Source organism: Mesorhizobium sp. Root552 (genome assembly GCF_001427285.1).
Taxonomy (GTDB): Bacteria; Pseudomonadota; Alphaproteobacteria; order Rhizobiales; family Rhizobiaceae; genus Mesorhizobium.
The window spans coordinates 208725-232091 of the sequence record NZ_LMFV01000045.1; the positions used below are offsets into that span (position 1 = coordinate 208725).

The 23367-nt window shown below is 59.7% G+C and carries 25 protein-coding genes, 1 tRNA gene and 1 pseudogene; 11 read left to right on the forward strand and 16 right to left on the reverse strand.

All coding sequences use genetic code 11. The features are described 5' to 3' along the window. The first annotated feature begins 5 nt into the window (after positions 1-5). The 4 genes from ASD50_RS16040 (at position 6) to ASD50_RS16055 (ending at position 2589) form a co-directional block, all read left to right on the forward strand. Complete coding sequence (locus ASD50_RS16040; RefSeq protein WP_056243188.1) at positions 6-977, forward strand: beta-ketoacyl-ACP synthase III; 972 nt, start codon at positions 6-8, stop codon at positions 975-977. A 99-nt stretch (positions 978-1076) separates the two neighbouring features. Continuing rightward, entirely contained in the window at positions 1077-1400 is a 324-nt protein-coding gene (locus ASD50_RS16045; protein ID WP_056243190.1) for an integration host factor subunit alpha, read from the forward strand. 196 nt (positions 1401-1596) lie between these two features. Further along, the gene (locus tag ASD50_RS16050) at positions 1597-2139 is read left to right on the forward strand and encodes a MerR family transcriptional regulator (protein ID WP_056243192.1); all 543 of its coding nucleotides are present in this window, start codon (positions 1597-1599) and stop codon (positions 2137-2139) included. 105 nt (positions 2140-2244) lie between these two features. After that, the gene (locus ASD50_RS16055; protein ID WP_244484555.1) at positions 2245-2589 is read left to right on the forward strand and encodes a hypothetical protein; all 345 of its coding nucleotides are present in this window, start codon (positions 2245-2247) and stop codon (positions 2587-2589) included. 87 nt (positions 2590-2676) lie between these two features. Here the strand turns inward: ASD50_RS16055 and ASD50_RS16060 are convergent, their stop codons facing one another. From ASD50_RS16060 to ASD50_RS16070, 3 genes are all read right to left on the reverse strand, one after another. After that, complete coding sequence (locus ASD50_RS16060) at positions 2677-3033, reverse strand: DUF779 domain-containing protein (protein ID WP_244484556.1); 357 nt, start codon at positions 3031-3033, stop codon at positions 2677-2679. Positions 3034-3198: 165 nt separating this feature from the next. Beyond that, complete coding sequence (gene adh, locus ASD50_RS16065; RefSeq protein ID WP_056243194.1) at positions 3199-4716, reverse strand: aldehyde dehydrogenase; 1518 nt, start codon at positions 4714-4716, stop codon at positions 3199-3201. Positions 4717-4871: 155 nt separating this feature from the next. Beyond that, positions 4872-5834 carry a GAF domain-containing protein gene (locus tag ASD50_RS16070; protein WP_056243196.1) on the reverse strand — a complete coding sequence of 321 codons (963 nt, stop codon included), beginning with the start codon at positions 5832-5834 and terminating at the stop codon, positions 4872-4874. Between the two features lie 531 nt (positions 5835-6365). On the opposite strand from ASD50_RS16070, the gene ASD50_RS16075 reads away from it, so the two are divergent. Further along, entirely contained in the window at positions 6366-8660 is a 2295-nt protein-coding gene (locus tag ASD50_RS16075) for an FdhF/YdeP family oxidoreductase (RefSeq protein WP_056243198.1), read from the forward strand. Then, entirely contained in the window at positions 8657-9016 is a 360-nt protein-coding gene (locus ASD50_RS16080) for a hypothetical protein (protein WP_244484557.1), read from the forward strand. The genes ASD50_RS16075 and ASD50_RS16080 overlap by 4 nt, the downstream gene beginning before the upstream one ends. A gap of 31 nt (positions 9017-9047) precedes the next feature. Here the strand turns inward: ASD50_RS16080 and ASD50_RS16085 are convergent, their stop codons facing one another. From ASD50_RS16085 to ASD50_RS16090, 3 genes are all read right to left on the reverse strand, one after another. Then, positions 9048-10124, reverse strand: coding sequence for a substrate-binding domain-containing protein (locus tag ASD50_RS16085; protein WP_056243200.1), 1077 nt, complete (start codon positions 10122-10124; stop codon positions 9048-9050). Between the two features lie 196 nt (positions 10125-10320). Further along, complete coding sequence (locus tag ASD50_RS24135) at positions 10321-10443, reverse strand: MFS transporter small subunit (protein WP_274533329.1); 123 nt, start codon at positions 10441-10443, stop codon at positions 10321-10323. A 13-nt stretch (positions 10444-10456) separates the two neighbouring features. Further along, positions 10457-11896 carry an OFA family MFS transporter gene (locus ASD50_RS16090; RefSeq protein WP_056243201.1) on the reverse strand — a complete coding sequence of 480 codons (1440 nt, stop codon included), beginning with the start codon at positions 11894-11896 and terminating at the stop codon, positions 10457-10459. Positions 11897-12445: 549 nt separating this feature from the next. Between ASD50_RS16090 and ASD50_RS23215 the strand changes: the two genes are divergently transcribed. From ASD50_RS23215 to ASD50_RS16100, 3 genes and pseudogenes are all read left to right on the forward strand, one after another. Beyond that, on the forward strand, positions 12446-12589 hold the full coding sequence (locus ASD50_RS23215; RefSeq protein WP_156465132.1) for a hypothetical protein: 144 nt from the start codon (positions 12446-12448) through the stop codon (positions 12587-12589). A 15-nt stretch (positions 12590-12604) separates the two neighbouring features. Next, positions 12605-14016, forward strand: a pseudogene (locus tag ASD50_RS16095) (aldehyde dehydrogenase family protein). Between the two features lie 170 nt (positions 14017-14186). Further along, positions 14187-15122: a methionyl-tRNA formyltransferase gene (locus ASD50_RS16100; RefSeq protein WP_056243781.1), complete on the forward strand. Its 936-nt coding sequence runs from the start codon at positions 14187-14189 to the stop codon at positions 15120-15122. A gap of 81 nt (positions 15123-15203) precedes the next feature. Here the strand turns inward: ASD50_RS16100 and yacG are convergent, their stop codons facing one another. From yacG to ASD50_RS23525, 9 genes are all read right to left on the reverse strand, one after another. Then, positions 15204-15422: a DNA gyrase inhibitor YacG gene (gene yacG / locus ASD50_RS16105; RefSeq protein ID WP_413813898.1), complete on the reverse strand. Its 219-nt coding sequence runs from the start codon at positions 15420-15422 to the stop codon at positions 15204-15206. After that, positions 15419-16054, reverse strand: coding sequence for a Maf-like protein (locus tag ASD50_RS16110; protein WP_056243205.1), 636 nt, complete (start codon positions 16052-16054; stop codon positions 15419-15421). Before ASD50_RS16110 ends, yacG begins: the two co-directional genes overlap by 4 nt. Before the next feature lie 24 nt (positions 16055-16078). Then, a complete protein-coding gene (infA, locus tag ASD50_RS16115; RefSeq protein WP_006200926.1) occupies positions 16079-16297 on the reverse strand; it encodes a translation initiation factor IF-1 in 219 nt (72 codons plus the stop codon). A 113-nt stretch (positions 16298-16410) separates the two neighbouring features. Beyond that, positions 16411-16830 carry a low molecular weight phosphatase family protein gene (locus ASD50_RS16120; RefSeq protein WP_082549700.1) on the reverse strand — a complete coding sequence of 140 codons (420 nt, stop codon included), beginning with the start codon at positions 16828-16830 and terminating at the stop codon, positions 16411-16413. A 28-nt stretch (positions 16831-16858) separates the two neighbouring features. Further along, complete coding sequence (locus ASD50_RS16125; RefSeq protein ID WP_056243206.1) at positions 16859-17344, reverse strand: UPF0262 family protein; 486 nt, start codon at positions 17342-17344, stop codon at positions 16859-16861. A gap of 6 nt (positions 17345-17350) precedes the next feature. Next, positions 17351-18643 carry a histidinol dehydrogenase gene (gene hisD, locus ASD50_RS16130; protein ID WP_056243210.1) on the reverse strand — a complete coding sequence of 431 codons (1293 nt, stop codon included), beginning with the start codon at positions 18641-18643 and terminating at the stop codon, positions 17351-17353. Positions 18644-18650: 7 nt separating this feature from the next. Further along, complete coding sequence (locus ASD50_RS16135) at positions 18651-19085, reverse strand: DUF2948 family protein (RefSeq protein WP_056243213.1); 435 nt, start codon at positions 19083-19085, stop codon at positions 18651-18653. Between the two features lie 91 nt (positions 19086-19176). Beyond that, complete coding sequence (gene murA, locus ASD50_RS16140) at positions 19177-20466, reverse strand: UDP-N-acetylglucosamine 1-carboxyvinyltransferase (RefSeq protein ID WP_056243215.1); 1290 nt, start codon at positions 20464-20466, stop codon at positions 19177-19179. Between the two features lie 122 nt (positions 20467-20588). Next, positions 20589-20762 (reverse strand): hypothetical protein, encoded by a 174-nt coding sequence (locus ASD50_RS23525; RefSeq protein ID WP_164480446.1) that lies wholly within the window; start codon positions 20760-20762, stop codon positions 20589-20591. Between the two features lie 137 nt (positions 20763-20899). On the opposite strand from ASD50_RS23525, the gene ASD50_RS16150 reads away from it, so the two are divergent. Both ASD50_RS16150 and ASD50_RS16155 read left to right on the forward strand, forming a co-directional pair. Further along, a tRNA-Thr gene (locus ASD50_RS16150) sits at positions 20900-20974 on the forward strand. A gap of 45 nt (positions 20975-21019) precedes the next feature. Next, positions 21020-22471: a hypothetical protein gene (locus tag ASD50_RS16155; protein ID WP_156465134.1), complete on the forward strand. Its 1452-nt coding sequence runs from the start codon at positions 21020-21022 to the stop codon at positions 22469-22471. A gap of 39 nt (positions 22472-22510) precedes the next feature. Here the strand turns inward: ASD50_RS16155 and proC are convergent, their stop codons facing one another. Next, the gene (proC, locus tag ASD50_RS16160) at positions 22511-23326 is read right to left on the reverse strand and encodes a pyrroline-5-carboxylate reductase (protein WP_056243221.1); all 816 of its coding nucleotides are present in this window, start codon (positions 23324-23326) and stop codon (positions 22511-22513) included. Between the last annotated feature and the right edge of the window lie 41 nt (positions 23327-23367).

The window sequence follows — 23367 nt, forward strand, 5'->3', positions numbered from 1 at the left end:
AAGCTTTGATCAGGTCAGTCGTGCGCGGCATAGGCGCTTCGTTGCCCCGCCGCATCATGAAGAATGCCGATTTTGAAGGCATGGTCGAGACGTCCGACGAATGGATTGCGCAGCGCACCGGCATTCGTCAGCGCCATATCGCGGCCGATGATGAGACAACCGCTTCGCTGGGTGAAGCTGCGGCGCGTGCCGCGCTTGCCAATGCCGGCCTGACGCCCGACGATATCGACCTGATCGTGCTGGCGACATCTACGCCCAACAACACTTTTCCGGCGACCTCTGTCGAGATCCAGAACCGTCTCGGAATGCGGCACGGCTTCGCCTTCGACATGCAGGCCGTCTGCTCCGGCTTTGTTTACGCCGTGACCACCGCCGACCTCTATATCCGCGGCGGACTTGCCAAGCGGGTGCTGGTCATCGGCTCGGAAACGTTTTCGCGCATTCTCGACTGGAGCGATCGCTCGACCTGCGTGCTTTTCGGCGACGGGGCAGGCGCCCTTGTTCTGGAGGCTGCTGAAGGCGCGGGCTCAATTGATGATCGTGGCGTACTTGCGGCAAGCTTGCGCTCCGATGGGGAGCACAAGGAAAAGCTCTTTGTCGATGGCGGCCCCTCGACCACGGGAACCATTGGTCATCTCAGGATGGAAGGCCGCGAGGTGTTCAAGCACGCTGTCGGCATGATTACCGATGTGATCGAGGCGGTGTTTTCGCAAGCCGGTGTTACGGCCCAGGATATCGACTGGTTCGTGCCGCACCAGGCGAATAAACGAATTATTGACGCTTCGGCCAAGAAGCTTGGGATTGCCGACGAAAAAGTGGTTGTGACGGTCAATCTCCACGGTAATACCTCTGCTGCGTCGGTGCCGCTTGCGTTGTCGGCGGCTGTCGCAGACGGTCGTATCAAGCGCGGCGACCTTGTGTTATTGGAAGCGATGGGGGGCGGATTTACCTGGGGCGCGGTCCTCGTGCGCTGGTAAATTCGGGGCGTCGCAGTCGGTCCTTGACCTTTACGGATCAATTACTTAGGCTCCGCCGTCGCTTTATTGAATGATGTTTTGAGCTGATGGGACGGTCGGATGGGGGGAAAGACACTTACGCGTGCTGACCTTGCCGAGGCTGTTTACCGCAAGGTCGGCCTGTCGAGAACCGAGTCGGCCGAACTCGTGGAAGCTGTCCTGGACGAGATTTGCGAAGCCATAGTGCGAGGCGAGACGGTAAAGCTGTCGTCTTTCGCCACTTTTCACGTGCGTTCCAAGAATGAACGCATTGGCCGCAATCCGAAAACCGGTGAAGAAGTCCCGATCCTGCCGCGGCGGGTTATGACGTTCAAGGCTTCCAACGTGCTCAAGAGCCGGATTTTGCGTTCTCATCAGAACAGCAAGAGCAAGGGTGGCAAATAAGCCCTGCGTGCCGCTTTGAATGAAGCGGCGGTTGAAAAGCCTGTCCGGTATTCACGGCAGGCTTGAATATTGCCCTGCAAAGGATTGAAATAAGATCAGGTTCGCGGAGCGCCGTGCCTGTCTGTCGATTCGCAATTGCGTGACTTCTACCAGATTGGGCGCCGTCGCCGCTGAACGCGTATAGCGAGGACTGGCCATGGACAAGAGCCCTGATGCCTTCCGCACCATCAGCGAGGTGGCTGAGGATCTGGATTTGCCGCAGCACGTGCTGCGTTTTTGGGAAACGCGCTTCAATCAGATCAAGCCGATGAAGCGAGGTGGTGGCAGGCGCTACTACCGGCCTCAGGACGTCGATCTGATCAAGGGCATCCGCCATATGCTCTACGATCAGGGCTACACGATCAAAGGCGTGCAGAAGCTTTTGCGTGAAAACGGCAATCATTTCCTCGTCGCCATCGGTAACGGCGACATGGCGGCTGTTGAAGCGATTGCCCAGCGCAAGCAGGCCGATGCCGTGGCGTTGACGCCGGCAGCCCAACCGCGCGCGCACGATGACGAGATGCTGGTTGGCCAGCCAAAGGTAAAGCCTAGCCGTCGCTTCTTCGGAATGGGCAAGGCGGACGATGAGGGGCCGGTGCAGCCGGACGGCGGCAAGCTATCGCGCGACAACCGGGCCTTATTGCAGGAGGCGTTGTTCGACCTCCTGGAATGCAAGCGCCTGCTTGACCAGGTTCGGTAGGCTTTGCGGCTGGCCGTTGTCGTTTGATCCGACAACGCTTCAGGGAACGAATGGTAGTCAGGTTTGTTGGGTTTCCTTCTCGGTTGGCAAGGAAGGACCAGCGGCATGGCGTTTTCATCGATCATCGATGTCGATCTTAAGAAGCAAGTAGCGAGCCTGTCGAAAGAACTGGCAGCACTGAAAAGGCAGATGTCCAGGCGAGGCAGGGCGATCTATGCCGATGGCCACGAGGCTGTATCGGACTACTATTCAGATATTGCGGAACGTGTCAGCGACCGGCATCCCGACCTGCGTAACCGGGCACGGGCGCTGGAGGGCGCGGCGCGGGAACATCCTGCTGCCGCTGCTGTCGGCTTGCGTATCAATGACGTGCAATTCGCACATTTTGGTCAATACGACAGGCTTGGACATCGAGTGTGTTCCTCCACCAATATATTTTTTCAAATATAACGATAGAAGTGAAACAAAGCTCCGCCAGGCAGACGAGAAGCATTTGTAGGGCGAGGGTGCTACAATGCCCCGCAGGGAATGGCCGACCTATTTCCCGGGCAAAGCGCAGATTACCGAGCGCGTCAGAAATCTTTTCTCGCGGCCATTGTCGAGCGAGAACATGCCCCCGCGCCCCGGTACGACATCGAGAATGAGGTCCGTGTGCTTCCAGGCTTCGTATTGCGATTCACTTATATAGACGGGCGTCTCGCCGATGCGGCCCAGCAGCACGTCGCGCTCGCCAACGATGTAGTCGTTGCGCGGATAGCACATGGGCGACGAGCCGTCGCAACAGCCACCCGACTGATGGAACAGTACAGGGCCATGGTCTGCGATGATCTCGTTCAGGAATTCCAGCGCTTCGGGCGTGGCCGTAACTTTGTCGAGCACCAGGCGGTCTGACATAACATGTCTCCACAAGGTCCACTCCAAGCGTCGCGGGACGCCGGCAGCGGCAGGCTTTCAGGTTCGGCAAGCGTTCAAAAGGCAGCCGATGATTGTCCGTGGAAGGCGGTTGGATCACCTGCGACCCTCTCTATGGGCAAAGAGGGCCGCAGGGGACACGTTTGTTTAGAAGAAGCCGAGCTTTTTCGGGCTGTAGCTCACCAGCATGTTCTTGGTCTGCTGGTAGTGGTCGAGCATCATCTTATGGTTCTCGCGACCGATGCCTGACTGCTTGTAACCGCCGAACGCCGCATGCGCCGGGTAGGCGTGATAGCAGTTGGTCCAGACACGGCCGGCCTGGATGGCGCGGCCGAAGCGGTACAGCCGGTTGGCGTCACGGCTCCATATGCCGGCTCCCAGGCCGTAGAGCGTGTCGTTGGCAATCGAAAGCGCATCTTCGTCATTCTTGAAAGTGGTGACGGAAACGACCGGGCCGAAAATCTCTTCCTGGAAGATGCGCATCTTGTTGTTGCCCTGGAAGATCGTCGGCTTGACGTAGTAGCCTCCTGCCAGATCGCCGGGCAGGTGGTTCTGCTCACCGCCGGTCAAAACCTTGGCGCCTTCCTGCTTGCCTATGTCGATGTAGGAGAGGATCTTCTCGAGCTGTTCACTGGATGCCTGCGCGCCGATCATCGTGGCCGGATCGAGCGGATCGCCCTGGATGATCGCCTGCGTGCGCTTGACTGCACGTTCCATGAACTTGTCGTAGATCTTCTCGTGCACCAGCGCACGGCTGGGGCAAGTGCAGACTTCGCCCTGATTGAGCGCGAACATGACGAAGCCCTCGACTGCCTTGTCGAAGAAGTCGTCATCCTCCGACGTAACGTCCTGGAAGAAGATGTTGGGGCTCTTGCCGCCGAGTTCCAAGGTAACGGGGATGAGGTTTTGCGAGGCATACTGCATGATCAGCCGGCCCGTAGTCGTCTCACCGGTGAAAGCGATCTTGGCGATGCGGTTGGACGAGGCAAGCGGCTTGCCGGCTTCCAGGCCGAAGCCATTGACGATGTTCAACACGCCTTCGGGAAGCAGATCGCCGATCAGGTCGGCCCACAGCATGATGGAAGCTGGTGTCTGTTCGGCGGGTTTCATCACCACGCAGTTGCCGGCGGCCAGCGCCGGAGCAAGTTTCCAGCATGCCATCAGAAGCGGGAAGTTCCAGGGAATGATCTGGCCGACAACGCCCAGCGGCTCATGGAAATGGTACGCTATCGTGTCATGGTCAATCTCTGAAATGGCGCCTTCCTGTCCACGCAGCACGCCAGCGAAATACCGGAAATGGTCGATGGCAAGCGGTACGTCGGCAGCCGTAGTTTCGCGGATCGGCTTGCCGTTGTCCCAGGTCTCGGCCAACGCAAGGAGGTCGAGATTTTCTTCCATGCGGTCGGCGATCCGGTTCAAGAGCAGCGACCGCTGTGCGGCGCTTGTCTTACCCCAAGCATCCTTGGCCTTGTGTGCGGCGTCCAAGGCCGCCTCTACGTCTGCTGCACCGGAGCGAGCGATCTCGCCCAGCGGGCGACCGGTCACTGGCGAAATGTTCTCGAAATATTGGCCGGATTTCGGAGCGACCCATTTGCCTCCGATAAAATTGTCATAGCGCTTGGCAAAGGGAACCTTGGCCGTACGGGAAAATTCAACTTTGTTCATGTGGGCTCCTCCCATGAAGCGCGCCGCACCTCGCGGCGCTTCCGAAATGGAGCGTTGTTGAATTCCGTTTGCCTGTCAGCCCAGGGAGACAAAGCCAGCCATAGGGACTGTCGCAAAGTTGCGACAGTTGGATGAATCAAGTTCATGGCTGGTGGCTAATGTGCGCGGCGAATGCCAAACCGAATGAGTTTACGGTGCAGCGTTGCGCGCGAGATGCCGAGGCTGGCGGCGGCAGCCGATACGTTGCCATCTGCACGCGCCAGCGCTCTTTGCAGCACTCCGCGCTCGGCGTCGGTAAACCCTTCGCAGTCTTCCATGCCAAGCAAGTCACGTGCGGGCAGGGGCTTCGACAGGGTTTCGGTGGTAAGGTTGAGGGCTAGTCGCGCCGACCGTGTAGCGCCAATTACGAGGTCGTCGGCATCCACCGCAATCATCGCGCTGGCGCTTTTGTCGGCTCCCGGCGCCAACATGATACGAGCCCCGGCAAAGGCCGAGCGGAAGTTCTCGGCCTCTATGCTGCGGGCGGCATCACCCACCGCCATCGCAATAAGCTGGACAAACCCTTCCGTGAGATCAGCCCGGCACGACGAGACATCGAGGGCCGCTGCAAGATTGCCTTCATGATCGTAAATCGGCGCCGTCGTGCATGACAAAAGGGTGTTGCGTGAAAAGAAGTGCTGATCGCGATGGATTGTCAACGCCCGTTGCTCGGTCAGGCACGTCCCGATCCCATTGGTGCCTTCGCTGTCCTCGCTCCAGATCGTGCCCGTCCAAAGGCCCCATTCTTCGAATGTGTCGTCATCGACGACAGACCCTCGGCGCTCGACGGGAATACCGTCACGGTCCGCCAACAACACGCAACAGCCTACGCCGCCGACAGCCATATACAGGCGGTCGAGCGAGGTCTGCGCAGCGTGCAGAAGCAAACCAACCCGTTCGCGTGCTTGGGCGAGTTCGGCTTCCGACAGACGTCGCGGCGCTTGCCGGGTCGTGGGGTCAAGATGATGAAGTGTTGCGGATCGCCGCCATGATGCGACGAGCGCCGATTTCGCCGCAGCGTTGGATTCGATTGCCGATTGAATCTTGTCAGCATGCTGAGCGAATGTGGATGCGCTCATTCGGCTCCTCCCGAACTTGCCTTCCTCTTCCCAAAGAACATGTTACCCGTATCACACACTTCGCATCTGCAAAGTGCGCAGTCGGTTTTCGTAGCCTGACGGTTCGCGATTTAGGGCTAATCCGTTAGATGCCCAGAAATATAACGTGCTTCACGTGGGATGTATAGCATTCGGATTTTGAGCTGAGGTTAGCATCCCGTGGCATCGGCAGAGGCCACATGCCGTCATGACAATCGAGGATGGGCTGAACAAGCGATGTGGGGAATGATATGAAATCTCCTTCATATTATATATTTCGATATATCAGTTCCAATTGATCAAGAACGCACAAATACTTGAAAAATAACTCATATTTACGAGAATTGCGCCTCGTAATATCTATTGCCTTAGAGGGTGTGCCTCTCGCGGTTGAGCTCTGACCCGCCGGAAATAGCTTCATATATCGAGACCATAGCCCCCGCGTTTTTAAATGAAATTGCCCCCGCTCTGGCGAGCGGCGCCAAGTCCGTATTGCGACGAAGAGATTAAGGCATGGCCACAGGTTTCATTGGAAAGAAGTCCTCCGCTGCGGGTGGTTGGGGCGCTCTCAAGAGCTGCGGCAAGCGACTTCTGGAAAGTGGTTCGCCGCTGTCGGGCGCCCGGACCATGCTCAAGGCGAACCAGCCTGACGGGTTCGACTGTCCCGGGTGTGCCTGGGGCGATCCCGAGCATGGGTCGTCGTTCGAATTTTGTGAGAACGGCGTCAAGGCGGTTGCCTGGGAAGCGACGGAAAAGCGCGCCACCCCGGAATTCTTCGCTGCGCACACGGTGGCGGAGCTCCGCCAGTTGACGGACTACGAACTGGAGCTCAACGGCCGCCTCACGCATCCGATGCGCTACGACGGGGCCAGCGATCGCTACCTGCCTGTCAGCTGGGACGACGCCTTCGCCGAAATCGGCGCCATCCTGCAAGATCTCGACAGCCCAAATCGTGCGGAGTTCTATACATCCGGCCGTGCCAGCAACGAGGCTGCCTACCTCTACCAGTTGTTCGTGCGCATCTACGGCACCAACAATTTTCCCGATTGCTCCAACATGTGCCACGAAGCAAGCGGCGTGGGACTTCGCCAGTCGATCGGCGTGGGCAAGGGTACGGTCCTGCTGGAAGATTTCGAGGAGGCCGATGCCATTTTCGTTGTCGGCCAGAACCCCGGAACCAACCACCCGCGGATGCTGGGGGATTTGCGTCGTGCGGCCATGCGTGGCGCGCGCATCGCCGTATTCAACCCCGTGAGGGAGCGCGGACTCGAGCGCTTCTCCGACCCGCAAGACAAGATCGAGATGATCCGAGGCGGCTCGCAGAACATCGCGAGCCACTACTATCAACCGCGTCTTGGTGGCGACATGGCCGCAGTGCGCGGCATGAGCAAAGCCGTTCTGGCAGCCGAGGATGCGGCTGTCGCGGCTGGCGGGCCTTCGATCCTCGATCATGTGTTCCTGGCCGAGCATTGCGCCGACTTTGAAGACTATCGCGCGGCGGTCGATGCCACCAGTTGGGAAGAGATCGAGGATCAGTCGGGCCTGACGCGTGCGCAGATCGAGGAAGCCGCTGATGTCTATATCAATGCCGAGCGCGTGATCTGCACATGGGCAATGGGCGTCACCCAGCACCTGCATTCCGTCGTCACCATCCGCGAGATCGCAAACTTCATGTTCCTTCGCGGCAACGTCGGCCGGCCAGGGGCGGGGTTCTGTCCGGTGCGAGGGCATTCCAATGTTCAGGGTGACCGCACGGTCGGTATCAATGAGAAGCCGCCGGCGTCTTTCCTCGACGCGCTTGAGAGGGAGTTGGGGTTCGAGGTTCCGCGTGAGGAAGGTCATAATGTGCTGAGTGCCATCGGCGCCATGCTGGACGGCACCGCGCAGGCTTTCATCGGATTGGGCGGCAACTTTGCACGCGCTACACCGGACAGTGCGCTGGTTTCGAAGGCGCTCTCCCGCCAGCGGCTGACGGTCCACATCGCGACCAAGCCGAACCACTCACATTTGATGCCGGGCGCGACCAGTTTCATTCTGCCTTGTCTTGGTCGTACCGAAATCGACCTCAATTCCAAGGGCCAGTCGCGGATCGTCAGTGTCGAGGACTCGATGAGCATGGTGCATGGCTCCGGCGGCATCAATCGTCCGGCGTCACGCCATCTGCTATCCGAAGTGGCGATCATTGCCGGGATGGCTGCGGCAACCGTTGGAAACGGCGTCGTTGACTGGAATGCCCTTGCTGACGACTACGACCGCATCCGCGATCTCATCGAAAAAACTGTTCCAGGGTTCGAAGACTACAACGAGCGCCTTCGCAAGCCTCGCGGGTTCCACCTTCGCAACAGCGCTGCGCACCGGGAGTGGAATACTCCGGCGGGAAAGGCGACCTTTGCCAGCGGCGCCCTGCCGGAAGAAACCGTCCATCAGAAGGCACGAAAGGGCGATGGCCGGTTCGCCCTTCAGACATTTCGTTCCCATGACCAGTACAACACCACCGTCTACGGCCTCGATGACCGCTATCGCGGCGTCTATGGCGAGCGGCAGGTGATCTTCATCAATCCGGCGGATTTGCGCGAGTTCGGTGCTGAGGCCGGCGAACGGGTCGATGTCGTTGGTGAGTACAACGACGGCATAGAACGCATAGCGCCGGCGTTTCGCTTCGTTCCCTATGATATTCCGCGCGGCAGCGTCGCCGGCTACTATCCTGAACTGAACGTCCTTGTGCCGCTGGGGAGTTTTGGCGAGGGGAGCGATACACCCACCTCCAAGTCGATCATGGTGTCGTTCCGCAAGCTTGAAGCAGCATGAGCGAAAAAGAACCCGATACCGAGGCATATCTGGGAGCCGTCGACAAGCTCATGATTTGCGATGGCGGGCTGACGCGCCTGCAAGCTGGCCTGCTCGCAGCCGCTCAGTTGGACATCGCTCATGACAGCCGAAGCTTCGCCCGCCTGCTTGGAGTGCCGCATGCGCTCGTCCTGCGCGTCTTGGCTGAACTTGCAGAAAGGGACGGCCTGATACGGATCACCAAGCGTGATGCGCGCACTTTGCGTAACCACTACGTGCTGGGTGAGGAGGGTGAAAACCTCCGTGCTATTTCCGACAAGCTGGAAATCCTGCAAACGAGAAACGGATCGCCAGCGGGACATCTGGCAGGTCGTTGACCGCACGACTGAACCTGCGGCGTAGGCAGAACTAGCGGTTCTCGTTGAAGAACTTCTTGACCGTCTTGATGACGCCCGCATCCGATACGGCATAACCGGCAAGCGAGTTGACGGCCCGGCGATACTCCGGGCTGCTTATCACTTCACGCAGCTTTTCCACCGGCTTTGAATTGAGAATGCCCGAGCGGCAGATGAAGAAATAGTCTTCCCTGATGATATGCACGAAGTCGAGATCGTACTCGATCGCCGGAGCCTCGACGCCGAAGCCCGTATCGGCCATGCCGCGTGCGACATGAGCCGCAACGGCGGCATGAGTCTGCTCGACAACCTGGCTTCCAGTAATTTCGTCGCTGCTTATCTTGTGTTGTGCCAGGAGCTGTTCGAACAGCAGGCGTGTGCCCGAGCCGACATCCCTATTGACGAAGGTGATCCTGGAACCCCGCAGTTGCCCCAGATCGATGATGCTAAGAGGGTTCCCGCGCTTTACATAAAGACCCATCTCGCGCGTCACGAAACCGATGACCGAATAAACACTGGGGTCGAGCCACTTTTTGAGCGCGGCGACAGACCTGCTCCTAAGCTCTCCGTGCGGCAGGTGAATCGCCGCCAGCTCGCATTCCTGCGCCCTCAGCGAATCAAGTGACGCCTGGTTGGTCATGTAGCGCAGGTCGATATTGGAATCGGGGATCTTTGCCAGGAAGTCGCTCAGCTTCGAAATGGCGAAGCCATGGCTGGCGTGGATCCTGATGCGGGGCGGCAAGTCGGGCAGCAGGCTGGCGAGTTCCATTTCCAGCTCTTGCGCAATATTGTGTAGTTGCGGGCCGAGCCGCGCCTTCAAATGCTGGTCGGCCCACACCAGCTTGTTGCCCAAAGCGGTGAGGTTTGAACCTTTGCCACGCTTGCGTTCAACGAGGGGCTCGCCAAAGAAGGATGCCCATTGGTCAACGAGATTCCAAGCATGACGAAACGACATGCCGGAATGCTCAGCGGCGGTGGCTATCGTTCCCGAGACTTTTACCTCGTGCAGAAAACCCAACAGAACCCGCATCGAATGCGGGGATGTCTCGTTGGTGAAATGCCAAGTCGCCTCGATATTGATGCGCACCATCTGCCGTTGCCTCCAGGGTGGCGGTTTTTAGGTCGAGGCTTACGCGATAGAGCACAAAGCAATAGAACGCGATATCAAACGGGAAATCCAGTTCGCATTTAGGCTAAGGTTGTAGCCCGGAGCCGGCAGGACTTTCCCGCCGGCCGATTGCCAGACGGCCCGCGTGAAAGCGGGCCGTTCGGTTGGATTTCATCAGCTACTGAAAGAGCTTCATGGCGTTCAGGAGCGTTTGGAAGACGCCCATCAGCAATGGTATGCCTACGAAGATCCAGGCTGCCGCCACTTTCCAGGCCGGCGTGCGTACGATCGTGTCTGTCATTCCATGTTCTCCCTCATTCTGCCGCGGCAGCCAATTCGGCGCCGCTGGTTGCTTCAGCTTTGAGATGGTGGCGTTTGTCGACGGCCTTGATCAGCAAGTTGCAGACGAAGCCAAGTCCTAGCAATCCGGCCATGATGTACATGGTCACGTTGTAGGCCTGCGCCTGAGCGATACCGTGGTTGATGTTGTATTCACGGATGTAGTTGATCAGGACCGGCCCGAAGATACCCGCGGCCGACCATGCGGTCAGGACGAAGCCGTGGATGGCGCCGACATATCTGACGCCGAACAAGTCCTTCAAATAGGCCGGCACCGTGGAGAATCCGCCGCCGTACATGCTGACGATAATCAGGAAGCAGAATACAAACAGCGGCACATTACCGATGCCGGCGGCAAACGGCACGGTGATGTACAGGCAGATGCCGAGAATGAAGAATGTAAAGTAGGTGTTCTTGCGGCCGATGAAATCGGACACCGTCGCCCAGCAGAACCGTCCACCCATGTTGAAGATGCTCATGAGGCCGACCAAGCCAGCTGCCGCGACGGGCGTGATGACGCCGGGGAACATTTCCTGGCTCATCGCCGAGGCTTGACCAAGCACACCGATGCCAGCAGTGGTGTTCGCGCACAGCACGATCCAGACAAGCCAGAACTGCGGTGTCTTGATGGCGTCGTAGACGTGGACGCTGTTGGTCGTGATCAACTTCTTCGGCTGTGCCGGAGCAACGTAGCCATCAGGCTTCCAGTCCTTTGCAGGGACCCGCACCAGCGTGGCGCCCACCATCATGAACAGGAAATACACGCAGCCCAAGGTGATGAAGGTATTCAGGACACCTACGTCGGTAGCCGTTGCAAACTTTGCCATCAGCCAGACAGAAAGCGGAGAAGCGATCATGGCGCCACCGCCGAAACCCATGATGGCCATGCCGGTTGCCATGCCTGGACGATCGGGGAACCATTTGATCAGCGTCGATACTGGGGAGATGTAGCCGATACCGAGCGCGCACCCTCCAAGGAATCCGTATCCGAAGTATATCAGCCAGATGTTGTGAAATTTCACGCCGAGAGCCGACACGAAGAAGCCGCTCGCCCACAAGACACCTGCCGTAAACATCGCCTTGCGCGGACCGCCTTCTTCGACCCAGCGGCCGAATATTGCGGCGGACAATCCCAAGAACACCATCGCGATGGAAAAGATCCATCCCAGTTCCGTCAGCTTCCAGTCCCCGGCGGCTGATTCATTTATTCCCTGAAGCTTGGTCATCGGGAGATTGAAAACACTGAATGCATAGGCTTGCCCAATGCATAGATGGACGCAAAGTGCTGCCGGTGGAACAAGCCAACGATTGAATCCAGGCTTCGCCACAGTCCTGGATCTATCCAGAATGGGTATAATAGACTTCGAGAATTGCTCAGCAGAATCTAATCTTGCCACCTTCTCCTCCTTCTCCATTGTTTATTGTTTTGTTTGTGTTTTATGCACATTGCCTTGGGTGTAAGTTTCCTTAGGAAATGCGTTTATCAACGAAATCTGGTGCTGGATTTTTAGAAACAGCCATCCATCCGCCTGCCTCCTCAGGCGGCCACGTCCGATTGCACGGTTGTTGATCTTTGCAATTAGGTAATAAAGTATATTCAGATCAAATATTACCCGCAAATATTCACAATATTATCCACATGATACTGCGTGTGTGCGGGAATATATACAAACCGAATTACCTCCTCCCATGGAGACATCATTGTATAATGTCTTCGGTAATCATGGATATATTATTTTCTTATGCCATGCACCCTAGCCAAAACGCTAGGCTTGGAGTCGCACAAATGCAATATTAATTTTTCTTCATATATTACATGATCCTGTATCTATGTAATTTCTTTTGGTTATCTCATAAATTGTGAATAATAATTCATGTTGACGGAGTGAAATTAATCTATCTAATCATTTAGTATAACAAAAATAATACTGCCTGATAACATTGAATGATTTGGGAGATCAACTATGAATGACATGACTGCGTTGTCGATGCAGGATCTGCTGATCGACGGTCGCCGCGTGAAGCCCCTGTCGGGCCGCTATTTCAACACTGTGAACCCTGCCACCGAGCAGGTCATCGCCCAGGTTGCCGAGGCCGGCGTTCGCTGACCGTGCCTATGAGCGATGCAGGATCTGCTGATCGACGGTCGCCGCGTGAAGCCCCTGTCGGGCCGCTATTTCAACACTGTGAACCCTGCCACCGAGCAGGTCATCGCCCAGGTTGCCGAGGCCGGCGTCGAGGATGTCGATGTCGCGGTGCGCTCGGCCCGCAAGGCGCTGGACGGCGAGTGGGGCCACATGAAGGCCAGCGACCGCGGCCGGCTTTTGCTGAAGCTTGCCGACCTCATCAAGCGCGATGAGGAAGAGCTGGTCATGCTGGAGAGCCTGGATTCGGGCAAGCCGGTCTCGGCCATCCGCCGCCAGGACCTGCCGGCGGTCATCGACACGCTGGTCTACTATGCCGGCATGGCCGACAAGATCAACGGCCAGGTGATCCCGGCCCGCCCCGATTCGCTGACCTACACGGTGCGTGAACCGGTCGGCGTCGTCGGCGTCATCATTCCGTGGAACTTCCCGCTGATGATCGGCATGTGGAAGATGGCCCCGGCCCTGGCCTGCGGTTGCACGCTCGTCGTCAAGCCGGCTGAGATCACGCCGCTCACCGCGCTCAAGATCGGTGAGCTTGCCCTTGAAGCGGGCTTTCCGGCAGGCGTGCTGAACGTCGTTCCGGGCTTCGGCAAGGTGGCCGGCCAGGCGTTGGTTGATCATGCTGATGTCGACAAGGTTACGTTCACGGGTTCGCCGACGGTTGGCCGCCAGATCCTGCAGGGGGCTGCCGGCAACCTGAAGCGGGTGACGCTTGAGTTGGGCGGCAAGTCGGCCAACATCATCTTCCCCGACGCCGACATCGATGCTGCGGTCAAGGCCGCGGGCTCGGGCATCTTCTTCAACACCGGACAGGTCTGCTCGGCAGGCTCGCGCATCCTCGCCCATGCCGACATTTATGACGAGGTCGTGGAGCGGCTTTCGGCGCGCGCCAAGTCGATGCGCATCGGCGATCCGCTCGAAGCCTCGACCTCGATGGGGCCGCTGGTGTCGGAAGTGCAGATGAAGCGCGTGCTGAGCTATATCGGCATCGGCCGCAGCGAGGGCGCCAGGGTGGTGACCGGCGGCGCGCGGGCCACCGACAAGGGCTACTATGTSCAGCCGACGGTGTTYGCCGGCGTCGAGCACGAGATGCGGGTGTCGCAGGAAGAGATCTTCGGCCCCGTCGCCACSGTCATCAGGTTCAAGGACGACGACGATGCGCTGAGGATCGCCAACGGCACCGTCTACAGCCTYGCCGCCGGGCCCGCGTCCACCGCTTCGCCCGGCAGCTGAAGGCGGGAACGGTGTGGATCAACACCTATGGCCCGACCGACATCCGCCTGCCCTGGGGCGGGGCGCGMGATTCCGGCTTCGGCCGCGAGCATGGCGACATGGCCATCGAGAACTTCACCGARCCCAAGGTGGTGTGGATCAACACCGGCCGCTGAGGCGCGGCAAGCTGATCCCAGTCCGATCTTATGTGGGCTGGGCCATATGTGAGAATTGAGGCAAGGCCGGACATTGGCCTTTCCTGAGTAGCGAGACCTGATCCGCTTGTCCCTTGGCCTGCGCCGTGCGCGGGAACGGGAAAGCCATGCCTGACACGAAAGGAGCAGCCATGCGTATTGCCATCATCGGACAACAGGCGTTCGGCGCCAGCGTGCTTGAAGCCTTCCTCAAGCGCGGCGACGAGATCGCCGGCGTGTTCTGCGCGCCGGAGAAGGCCGGCGCCAGGCCGGACCCGCTGAGGCTCGCCGCCGAGAAGGAAGGCCTCAAGGTGTTCCAGTTCCCGTCGCTGAAGGGCGAGCCTGCGAAGCAGGCGCTGAAGGAGCTCGACGTGGAGCTTGGCGTCATGGCCTATGTGCTGCAGTTCGCGCCGCAGGACTTCGTCAACATCCCCAGGCACGGCATGATCCAGTACCATCCCTCGCTGTTGCCGCAATACCGCGGCCCGAGCTCGATCAACTGGCCGATCATCAAGGGCGACACCAAGACAGGCCTCACCATCTTCCGTCCCAATGACGGCCTCGACGAAGGTCCGGTGATCCTGCAGAAGACGGTCGCCATCGGCCCCGACGATACGCTCGGCTCCGTCTACTTCAACCACCTGTTCCCGCTCGGCGTCGAGGCCATGCTGGAGGCGGCCGACCTCGTCGTCGCCGGCCAGCACCAGGAGATCGTGCAGGACGAGGCGCAGGCGAGCTACGAGGGCTGGTGCAAGGACAAGGAAGCCCAGGTCAACTGGCACGCCCATATCGACCAGATCTACAACCTGATCCGTGGCTGCGATCCGGCGCCTGGCGCCTGGACCACCATCGGCGGCATCAAGGTTCGCCTCTATGAGACGCGCAAGCATCCGGTGCGCCGCTTCGAGGACGTACGCGGCAAGCCGGGCGAAATCAGCGCCATCGCGGAGAAGGGCGTCTCGATCATCGTGCAGGGCGGCCAGATCGAGCTCGGCGCCAAGATGCCCGCAGCCGAGTTCTTCACAAGCATCGGCTTCAACGTCGGCAATGCGCTGACAGACCCGCTGCCCCTGCCAGAAGCAGCCTGACGGCGAAGCTGGCTTCAAGGCCGATCGTTTACGCCGCGCACCCGAAAGGGCTGCGCGGCGCGCTGTTTCAGGCTGGTGGGTTTATTCCTGATCCTGGGGCGTCGAAGCCGGTGGGTCTTCGGTCTCTTCCTCGTTGTCACGGCCCGGGATGACATAGACACCCTTCAGCCAGCGATTGAGGTCGATGTCCTTGCAGCGTTTCGAGCAGAACGGATAAGTGTCGCGCGCCGATGGCCTGCCGCATTCCGGGCATGGCCTCTTCGGACGCAAGGGTGTGACGGAGTTGTCGCCGACGCTCACGACAACCCGCTTGCCGGCCATTTGGCGCGCGTATTGAAGCCTTCGCCGGCCAATAGCGCGACGGTTTCATAGAGCGGCAAGCCGACGACATTGGTATAGGAGCCGACCAGCTTGACCACGAACGAGCCGGCAAGGCCCTGCACGCCATAGCCGCCTGCCTTGCCGCGCCATTCGCCGGACGCGATGTACTTCTCAATGTCCTCGCGCGGCAGCCGCTTGAAGCGTACGCGCGTCTCGACGAGTCGTTGACGGAACTTGCCGCCCGGCACGATGACGCACACGCCGGTATAGACGCGGTGCGAACGCCCGGACAGCAACTGCAGGCAGTTGGTGGCCTCTTCGATGGTCTCGGCTTTCGGCAGGATGCGCCGCCCCACCGCCACCACTGTATCGGCGGCGAGCACGAAGCCGGGCTCATACTGAGCTTCCGCCATCATCGAGCCGAGTGCTTTCTCCGCCTTGTCTTTCGACAGGCGCTTGGCCAGCGAGCGCGGATGCTCCGCCCTCAGCGGTGTCTCGTCGACATCTGCCGGAAACACGCGGTCGGGCTCGATGCCGGCCTGCTGCAGCAGTTCGATCCTGCGCGGCGAACCCGAGGCAAGCACGAGTCTGTGCGGTTTGCTCTCAGCCATTCAAAGCCGTGCCCTGAGCTATGATTATTTGAAACGATAAGTGATGCGGCCCTTGGTCAGGTCGTAGGGCGTCATCTCGACCAGGACCTTGTCGCCGGTGAGCACGCGGATACGGTTCTTGCGCATGCGGCCGGCGGTGTGGGCGATGATCTCATGTTCGTTTTCGAGCTTGACCCTGAACATGGCGTTCGGCAGCAATTCCGTCACCACGCCCGGAAACTCGAGGACTTCTTCCTTCGGCATTCGATACCTTTGCTTGGATGGCATTTCCGGCGCGTCGGCTGGAAATTGCGCGGAACCTATATGATAAACTGGCTTTTGTGAACACGCTTAGAGCAACTTGGGCCGATGTTGTCCTACGTATCCTTGCTCGGCGTATCCGGCGGCAGAAATCGGTTGCCGATGCGCACTTTAAGGCGCTCGCGCACGTCGCGATAAGCGGCCATGATCTGCTCGCGCGTTCCGGTGATCGTCGTCGGATCGGGCATCGGCCAGTATTCGACATCGACCGACATCGAGCGGGTAAACTCCAGCGCCGCGTGATGCGCCTGCGGCGACAGCGTGATGATCAGGTCGAAATAGGCATCGTCCAGATCGTCGACCGAACGTGGATGCCTCTCGCCAAGCGAAATGCCTTCCTCGGCAAGCACAGCATCGACGAAAGGATCGCGCTCGCCCCGATGGACGCCGGCCGATGCGAGAAATATGTCGTCCGGCAGCATTTTCTTCGCCAGCACCTCGGCCATCGGCGAGCGCACCGCGTTCATGCCGCACATGAACAGGATGGAACGAGGCCCCGCCAGCTCAGCCTCGCCAATGCAGCACGCAGACCAGCGTGAACAGGCGGCGCGCCGTGTCGAAATCGATGTCGATCTTTCCGGCCAGCCTGTCGAGAAGCGTCTGCGAACCCTCATTGTGCAGTCCGCGCCGGCCCATGTCGATTGCCTCGATATGGCTTGGCGTCGCAGAACGGATGGCGTCGTAGTAGCTCTCGCAGATCATGTAGTAGTCCTTGACGATGCGCCTGAACGGCGTCAGCGACAGGATATGGGTAACGACGGTTGCGCCGTCCTCGCGGCTGATGGCGAACACCAGCCGGGATTCCGCAAGTGAGAGTTTTAGTTTGTAGGGCCCGCTGCCTTCATCGGTCACCGGGCGGAAACTGTTCTCCTCGATGAGGTCGAAGATCGCCACCGCGCGCTCGTGCTCGACATCAGGGGTCGAACGCCCGATGGTTTCGTCGAGCTCGACGTCGATCAGTCTGTTGCGGTTCCGATCGGGCCCCGACATCGCCGCCTACATGTTCAAACGGATGGCGACGGAGCGCCCGTGGGCATCGAGACCTTCGGCCTTGGCAAGCGCGATTGCCGCCGGCGCAAGCGCGCGCAACTGTTCGGCGCCGAGCTTCAGGATCGACGTGCGCTTGACGAAATCGAGTACGGACAGGCCCGACGAGAACCGCGCCGAGCGGGCGGTGGGCAGCACGTGGTTGGAGCCGCCGACATAGTCGCCGATCACTTCCGGCGTATGGCGGCCGATGAACACCGCGCCTGCATTGCGGATGCGCGACAGGAAGGCTTCCGGTTCGTCGATGGCCAGTTCGAGATGTTCTGCTGCTATGCGGTCGACCAGCGGCACCGCATCGTCGAACGAACCGACCAGGATGACCGCACCGAAATCACGCCAGCTCTGTGCTGCCGTCTCGGCTCGCGACAATTGCTGAAGCTGGCGTTCCACCGCAGCTTCGACCGCCTTGCCGAACTTGGCGTCGTCGGTGATCAGGATGGACTGCGCCGAGGCGTCGTGCTCGGCCTGCGCGAGCAGGTCGGCCGCGATCCATTCGGGATCGTTGGTGGCATCGGCCACGACCAGAACTTCGGAAGGGCCCGCGATCATGTCGATGCCGACGGTGCCGAACACCTGGCGCTTGGCGGCGGCGACATAGGCGTTGCCCGGACCGACGATCTTGGCCACCGGGCGGATCGTTTCCGTGCCGTAGGCCAGCGCTGCCACCGCCTGCGCGCCGCCGATGCGGTAGATCTCGGAAATGCCGGCAAGATCGGCTGCGACCAGAACCAGCGGGTTGATGACGCCGCCGGAGGCCGGCACCACCATGACGATGCGCTCGACGCCCGCGACCAGCGCCGGCATGGAATTCATCAGCACCGAACTCGGGTAGCTTGCCGTGCCGCCCGGAACATACAGTCCCACCGATTCGATCGCCGTCCAGCGCGACCCGAGTTCGACACCGATCGCGTCGGTATAGCGGTCGTCCTTCGGCTTCTGGCGGGCGTGGTGGGAATGGATGCGGTCACGCGCCAGCTTCAGCGCCTCGACGGTGGCGGCGTCAGCGACGTTGTAGGCTGCCTCGATATCGGTGCGGGAAACGGCGATGCCAAGTTGGCCGAGGTCGGCCCGATCGAACTTCTTCGTATAGTCGACAAGGGCCTTGTCGCCTTCGGCGCGTACCCGCCGCACGATGTCGCGCACCACAGCATCGACGTCTGCCGAGACCTCGCGCTTGGTCGAGAGAAAAGCTGCAAAGCGCTGCTCGAACCCTGGTTCGGACTGTGTGAGGGTAATCGCCATCGCTTGCTCAGATCCTGTGCCAGGGGCGGGACGACGCCTGCCACGCGCCGCCGAGATCGGCAAGGCGCGCTTCGACGCACTCGACATCGAGCATGATCGCGCCGCCGCCGGAAAAAACCAACTCTATGATTCCAGCGGGTGCGGTGATCGGAAGGTAGCTGATCGCAAGCAGGGAAAGCACCTCTTCCGGCTTGTTGCGGGCGATGCCGGAGGTCTTTGCACCCAGCACGCGGTCGAAGTGGAGCACGCTCTGGCGGCGCTCATTGTGCTTGCGCAGGAAGCCGGACTTCTTCTCCCAGGCAAAGCGGTTCATCGCCACCACGAAACGCTTGGCTGTAGGCAAAAATTCGAGATCGCCAACCTTCAGCACGGCATCCTGCACATGCGCCGAAATGACGTTCAGGTCCTGGCCGTCGAGCGCGATGAGCTTGAGTGCTTCCATGCCGGTTTCGCACCTGCGAAGGTTATTCGTACAACCTTCTGTTAGGCGGTCTTTCGAGCCCGCGCAACCGAGATGCGAGGCCGAGGTCCAATCATCCGGAAATGCGCTCGATCACCGCGCCGCAGCCGGACAGCTTTTCCTCGAGACGTTCGAAGCCGCGGTCGAGATGGTAGACCCGGTTGACGAGCGTTTCGCCCTCCGCCGCAAGGCCTGCGATGACCAGCGAGACAGAGGCGCGCAGGTCGGTCGCCATCACCGGAGCGCCCTTCAGTTTCGACACACCATCGACGATCGCCGTCTGGCCGGACAGCGTGATATGGGCGCCGAGGCGGGCAAGTTCCTGCACGTGCATGAAGCGGTTTTCGAAGATCGTCTCGGTGATGTGCGACTTGCCCTTGGCCATCGTCATCAGGCCCATGAACTGTGCCTGCAGGTCGGTCGGAAAGCCGGGGAAGGGCGCGGTCGTGACATCGACCGGCGCAATGCCGGCACCGTTGCGCCTGACGCGGATTCCCTCATTGGTCGGCGTGATTTCCGCGCCGGTCTGGGCGATGACGTCAAGGGCCGACTGCAACAGGTCCGGCTCTGCGCCTTCCAGGACGACGTCGCCGCCGGTCATCGCCACGGCCATCGCGTAGGTGCCGGTTTCGATGCGGTCGGGAATGACACGCACGCTGGCGCCCGAAAGTTGGTCGACGCCGTCGATGGTGATGGTCGAGGTGCCGGCGCCTGAGACCTTCGCGCCCATCGCGTTCAGGCAGTCGGCGAGATTGACGATTTCAGGTTCGCGGGCGGCGTTTTCCAACACCGTTTCGCCACGCGCCAGTGATGCCGCCATCATCAGCACATGGGTCGCGCCGACCGAGACCTTGGGGAAGACATATCGGTTGCCCCTGAGGCGGTTCTTTGCCTTGGCGATGACGTAGCCGCTTTCGACGTCGATTGTCGCACCCAGCGCCTGCAGGCCGTCGATGAACAGGTCGACCGGCCGCGTGCCGATGGCGCAGCCGCCGGGCAGCGAGACGCGCGCCTCGCCCATGCGGGCCAGCAGCGGGCCGATGACCCAGAACGAGGCGCGCATCTTCGAAACCAGCTCATAGGGTGCGGTGGTATCTACGATGTTGCGGGCGGTGAAGTTGACGGTGCGAGAATAGGCTTCGCTCTGCCTCAGCCGGCGTCCGTTCACCGAATAGTCGACGCCGTGATTGCCGAGAATGCGGGTCAATTGCTCGACATCGGCCAGGTGCGGCACATTTTCCAGCGTGAGAGTGCCGTCGGTGAGCAACGAGGCGATCATCAAAGGCAGGGCCGCGTTCTTTGCGCCCGAAATAGGAATGTTTCCGGAGAGCTCATTGCCTCCGACAATTCTGATGCGATCCATGAAGAAAGATCCCTGCGGCCAGAAAGGCCGGCTTTCAATCGGTTGAGTCCGGCTCTCTAGACGATTGGCCGGCACTGTTCAAGAAATTGCATGTTCCTGGCGCAGCTTGCGCATTGCCAGCGTCACTCTTTTGGCTTCTCCGCGGCCGCAAGCCCCTCAGGCCGCGTGTCTGCCTCGCCAGTACGCCGCGAGCGCATCTGGGCCTTGCGTTTCTGCAGATTTGCCCTGAGCGCCTCGGCCAGACGGGCCTTGCGCCGGTTGCCGTCGCCGCTTCCATGTTCCTTCTTTTGCGTCATTCCCCTGTCCCCAAACACCGAAAATCAATAGCCGGGAATGTGGCAAGCCCATGTCGGCGGGGACGGCTTTTCACAAGCCGCGATAGATGCCTTGCACTCCGGGAAGTGATGTGGCAGAAGTCCGCCGCATCCGGAACGCTGCCGTAGCTCAGTGGTAGAGCACTCCCTTGGTAAGGGAGAGGTCGAGAGTTCAATCCTCTCTGGCAGCACCATTTCCCCTCTCTGCTTACATGATATGTTGACGCAATGGCGTCATAGTGGCGACGACCGGCAACAGGCTGGAATGCTGGCACATCTGGCAATTCGGGGGAACTGGGATGTACGAGTGCTTGCAAGCTTTTCAACGAGCGATCAAGACGCCATTCCTGCTCATTTTGACCATTGCCATTTCGATCATCTGTTCAGGCCTCACCTCGCCGGCGGCTGCGGGATCGTTCACGCTCAAGATCAGTGACGAAAAATCCATGGAGCTGGATATCGACATACCGCCCATGCTTGAGGCCAGGCTCGACGGTAGTTTCATATTTATCAGTGGGTTGAGCGAATGGAGCGAGTTCTACGAGACGGAGAATCTCGATTTTCCACACATATCCATAACCAACTCAGTCTATAGCCCAAGGTCATGCATATCCGCCGCAAACGATCTCTACCTTGAGCCGGGTATCAACAATAATCTCAGCGATGATCAGAAAGTAGTTTTCAGCAGACTGGAGATGCTGGAGTGCATCGTATCCATCCTGAATGATGATGGCAGCCGCGACGCTATACTGTATTTCTGGTATCCAAAGCACGAAAGCTTCATTGAAATAAGTATTGATGGCATCACAAATGTAAATAAGGACATTTACAACTACACCATACAGCCGATCGTCGATTCATTTCGTCAACGATACGCCGAAAAACTCCAGGATGTCGCGGAGGCCGCCCGTCTGGTCAATCGTAACGACCCCTCGCTTCCGGACGGTGCAAACAATCTGCTGGTCCTTTTGGGGGAGATGAACGCTGCGCAGCAGCGCTCTGAAGAAGCCAAGGCGACCAAAAGCGAGATTTATGCGAGGTTGGTGGCGAAGAAGGATGTGAACTCGCCTGAAACCAGCGGATCGGACGATAGCGGCAGTTATGCCGACGCAAGTGAGCCGGGCGATGTTGAAGAGCCGCAATCGGGCAGCGAAAATCTGTCCGGCGCGTCCTCCTTGCCGAGCAACCAAGTGGCGTTCACGGTCAAGAATGACACCGGCAGGCAACTGCTGCTGAAATTCTTCGAGTTTGAGAACGCAAACGGCAAATCACCATCCAGATACTATCCTAAATATGACAAGGCCTGGGTTATCGGCTCAAGCGAGAAGGGCAGGTATCCGCTAACTTGCACCCCCGGCCGCATCGTATGCATGGGAGCAGAATTCGATTCCGACAGGAAAGCGCAAAGCGGCGTCTATTGGGGCGTATCGGTGGACGCTCGTGAAGCCTGTGACACATGCTGCCTGACCTGCGGTGGATCGTCTACCGAGTGGAACCTGACCTGGGATGGCAAGCGCAATCCACCGCAAGTCGCTGGCGGAGGGGCTAACAACTCGGCAAATGCCGAGGCGCTGGGCACGATTATCGGCACCATTGGCGGGGCTATCCTGAACGGCCAGCACCAGCAGTCCTACACGCCTTCCGCACCGCCGAAAGGCCCCGCGTGGAGGCCATCAGGCATTTCCAAATAACGTAACTCAGCTCGATTGAGACCGGAGACCGTTCCTCCTTCAGCCCGCCAGTTCGATCGAGCGCAGGCGGGCGGCGTCGACGGCTTCGGTGAGCAGCTTGGTCAGGCGGTCCTCGCCCATCAAAACGGCAAGGGCCGCCGCGGTAGTACCGTTCGGGCTGGTGACCTGTTGGCGCAGCACGCCAGGTTCCTCGGAACTTTCGGCAGCAAGAGAGGCAGCGCCGTACACCGTCTGCATGGCGAGTAGCTTGGCCGTATTCGCCGGCAGCCCTGCCTTCTGCGCCGCTGTGGTCAGTGCTTCGATGAAGTGGAAGATATAGGCCGGTCCCGAGCCCGAAACCGCGGTGACGGCATCCATCAGGCTCTCGTCATCGATCGTCGCCACTTCGCCGCTGGCCGACAGAAGATCGGCAACCAGGGTCTTGGTGGCGTTGCTGACGAGCCGGTTCGAATAGAGCACCATCATGCCCTTGCCGATGGCGGCGGGCGTGTTGGGCATGCAGCGCATTACTGGCGCCTTGCCTCCGAGGATCTGTTCGAACGTCGATACCGCGGTGCCGGCGGCAATGCTGACGAATGTCGTACGGCCGTCCCCGAACCGCTTGTAGCCTTCGACGACACTCCGGATGACCTGCGGCTTGACCGCGATCACCACAAGTTCGGGCGCTGAATCGCTGCCCAGCCTTTCGGCATTGGCATCGGCCTGGCAGCCAAGTGCCGCTGCCCGCTCGCGCAGGCTTTCGTTCGGTTCGATGACGAAGACTTCGGCGGCCTTCAGCTTGCCGGATTTTATCCACCCCGCCAGCATCGCGTAGCCCATATTGCCGCAACCGACGAGAACAAGCCTGATAGTCATGGAAACCCTCCGGGAACGGTCCTCAATAGACGTTCCCTTTG

Coding starts and splice junctions, on each gene's coding strand:
- ASD50_RS16110 (WP_056243205.1), bottom strand. CDS start 16,054: ATGGCTGAGAGCAAACCGCACAGACTCGTGCTTGCCTCGGGTTCGCCG.
- ASD50_RS16125 (WP_056243206.1), bottom strand. CDS start 17,344: ATGTCGGGGCCCGATCGGAACCGCAACAGACTGATCGACGTCGAGCTC.
- ASD50_RS16060 (WP_244484556.1), bottom strand. CDS start 3,033: ATGTCAGACCGCCTGGTGCTCGACAAAGTTACGGCCACGCCCGAAGCG.
- infA (WP_006200926.1), bottom strand. CDS start 16,297: ATGCCGAAGGAAGAAGTCCTCGAGTTTCCGGGCGTGGTGACGGAATTG.
- ASD50_RS16100 (WP_056243781.1), top strand. CDS start 14,187: ATGCGTATTGCCATCATCGGACAACAGGCGTTCGGCGCCAGCGTGCTT.
- ASD50_RS16050 (WP_056243192.1), top strand. CDS start 1,597: ATGGACAAGAGCCCTGATGCCTTCCGCACCATCAGCGAGGTGGCTGAG.
- ASD50_RS16135 (WP_056243213.1), bottom strand. CDS start 19,085: ATGGAAGCACTCAAGCTCATCGCGCTCGACGGCCAGGACCTGAACGTC.
- ASD50_RS16080 (WP_244484557.1), top strand. CDS start 8,657: ATGAGCGAAAAAGAACCCGATACCGAGGCATATCTGGGAGCCGTCGAC.
- murA (WP_056243215.1), bottom strand. CDS start 20,466: ATGGATCGCATCAGAATTGTCGGAGGCAATGAGCTCTCCGGAAACATT.
- ASD50_RS16075 (WP_056243198.1), top strand. CDS start 6,366: ATGGCCACAGGTTTCATTGGAAAGAAGTCCTCCGCTGCGGGTGGTTGG.
- ASD50_RS16090 (WP_056243201.1), bottom strand. CDS start 11,896: ATGGAGAAGGAGGAGAAGGTGGCAAGATTAGATTCTGCTGAGCAATTC.
- ASD50_RS23525 (WP_164480446.1), bottom strand. CDS start 20,762: ATGACGCAAAAGAAGGAACATGGAAGCGGCGACGGCAACCGGCGCAAG.
- ASD50_RS16085 (WP_056243200.1), bottom strand. CDS start 10,124: ATGGTGCGCATCAATATCGAGGCGACTTGGCATTTCACCAACGAGACA.
- hisD (WP_056243210.1), bottom strand. CDS start 18,643: ATGGCGATTACCCTCACACAGTCCGAACCAGGGTTCGAGCAGCGCTTT.
- proC (WP_056243221.1), bottom strand. CDS start 23,326: ATGACTATCAGGCTTGTTCTCGTCGGTTGCGGCAATATGGGCTACGCG.
- ASD50_RS24135 (WP_274533329.1), bottom strand. CDS start 10,443: ATGACAGACACGATCGTACGCACGCCGGCCTGGAAAGTGGCGGCAGCC.
- adh (WP_056243194.1), bottom strand. CDS start 4,716: ATGAACAAAGTTGAATTTTCCCGTACGGCCAAGGTTCCCTTTGCCAAG.
- ASD50_RS16120 (WP_082549700.1), bottom strand. CDS start 16,830: ATGTGCGGCATGAACGCGGTGCGCTCGCCGATGGCCGAGGTGCTGGCG.
- ASD50_RS16070 (WP_056243196.1), bottom strand. CDS start 5,834: ATGAGCGCATCCACATTCGCTCAGCATGCTGACAAGATTCAATCGGCA.
- ASD50_RS16055 (WP_244484555.1), top strand. CDS start 2,245: ATGGCGTTTTCATCGATCATCGATGTCGATCTTAAGAAGCAAGTAGCG.
- ASD50_RS16045 (WP_056243190.1), top strand. CDS start 1,077: ATGGGGGGAAAGACACTTACGCGTGCTGACCTTGCCGAGGCTGTTTAC.
- ASD50_RS23215 (WP_156465132.1), top strand. CDS start 12,446: ATGAATGACATGACTGCGTTGTCGATGCAGGATCTGCTGATCGACGGT.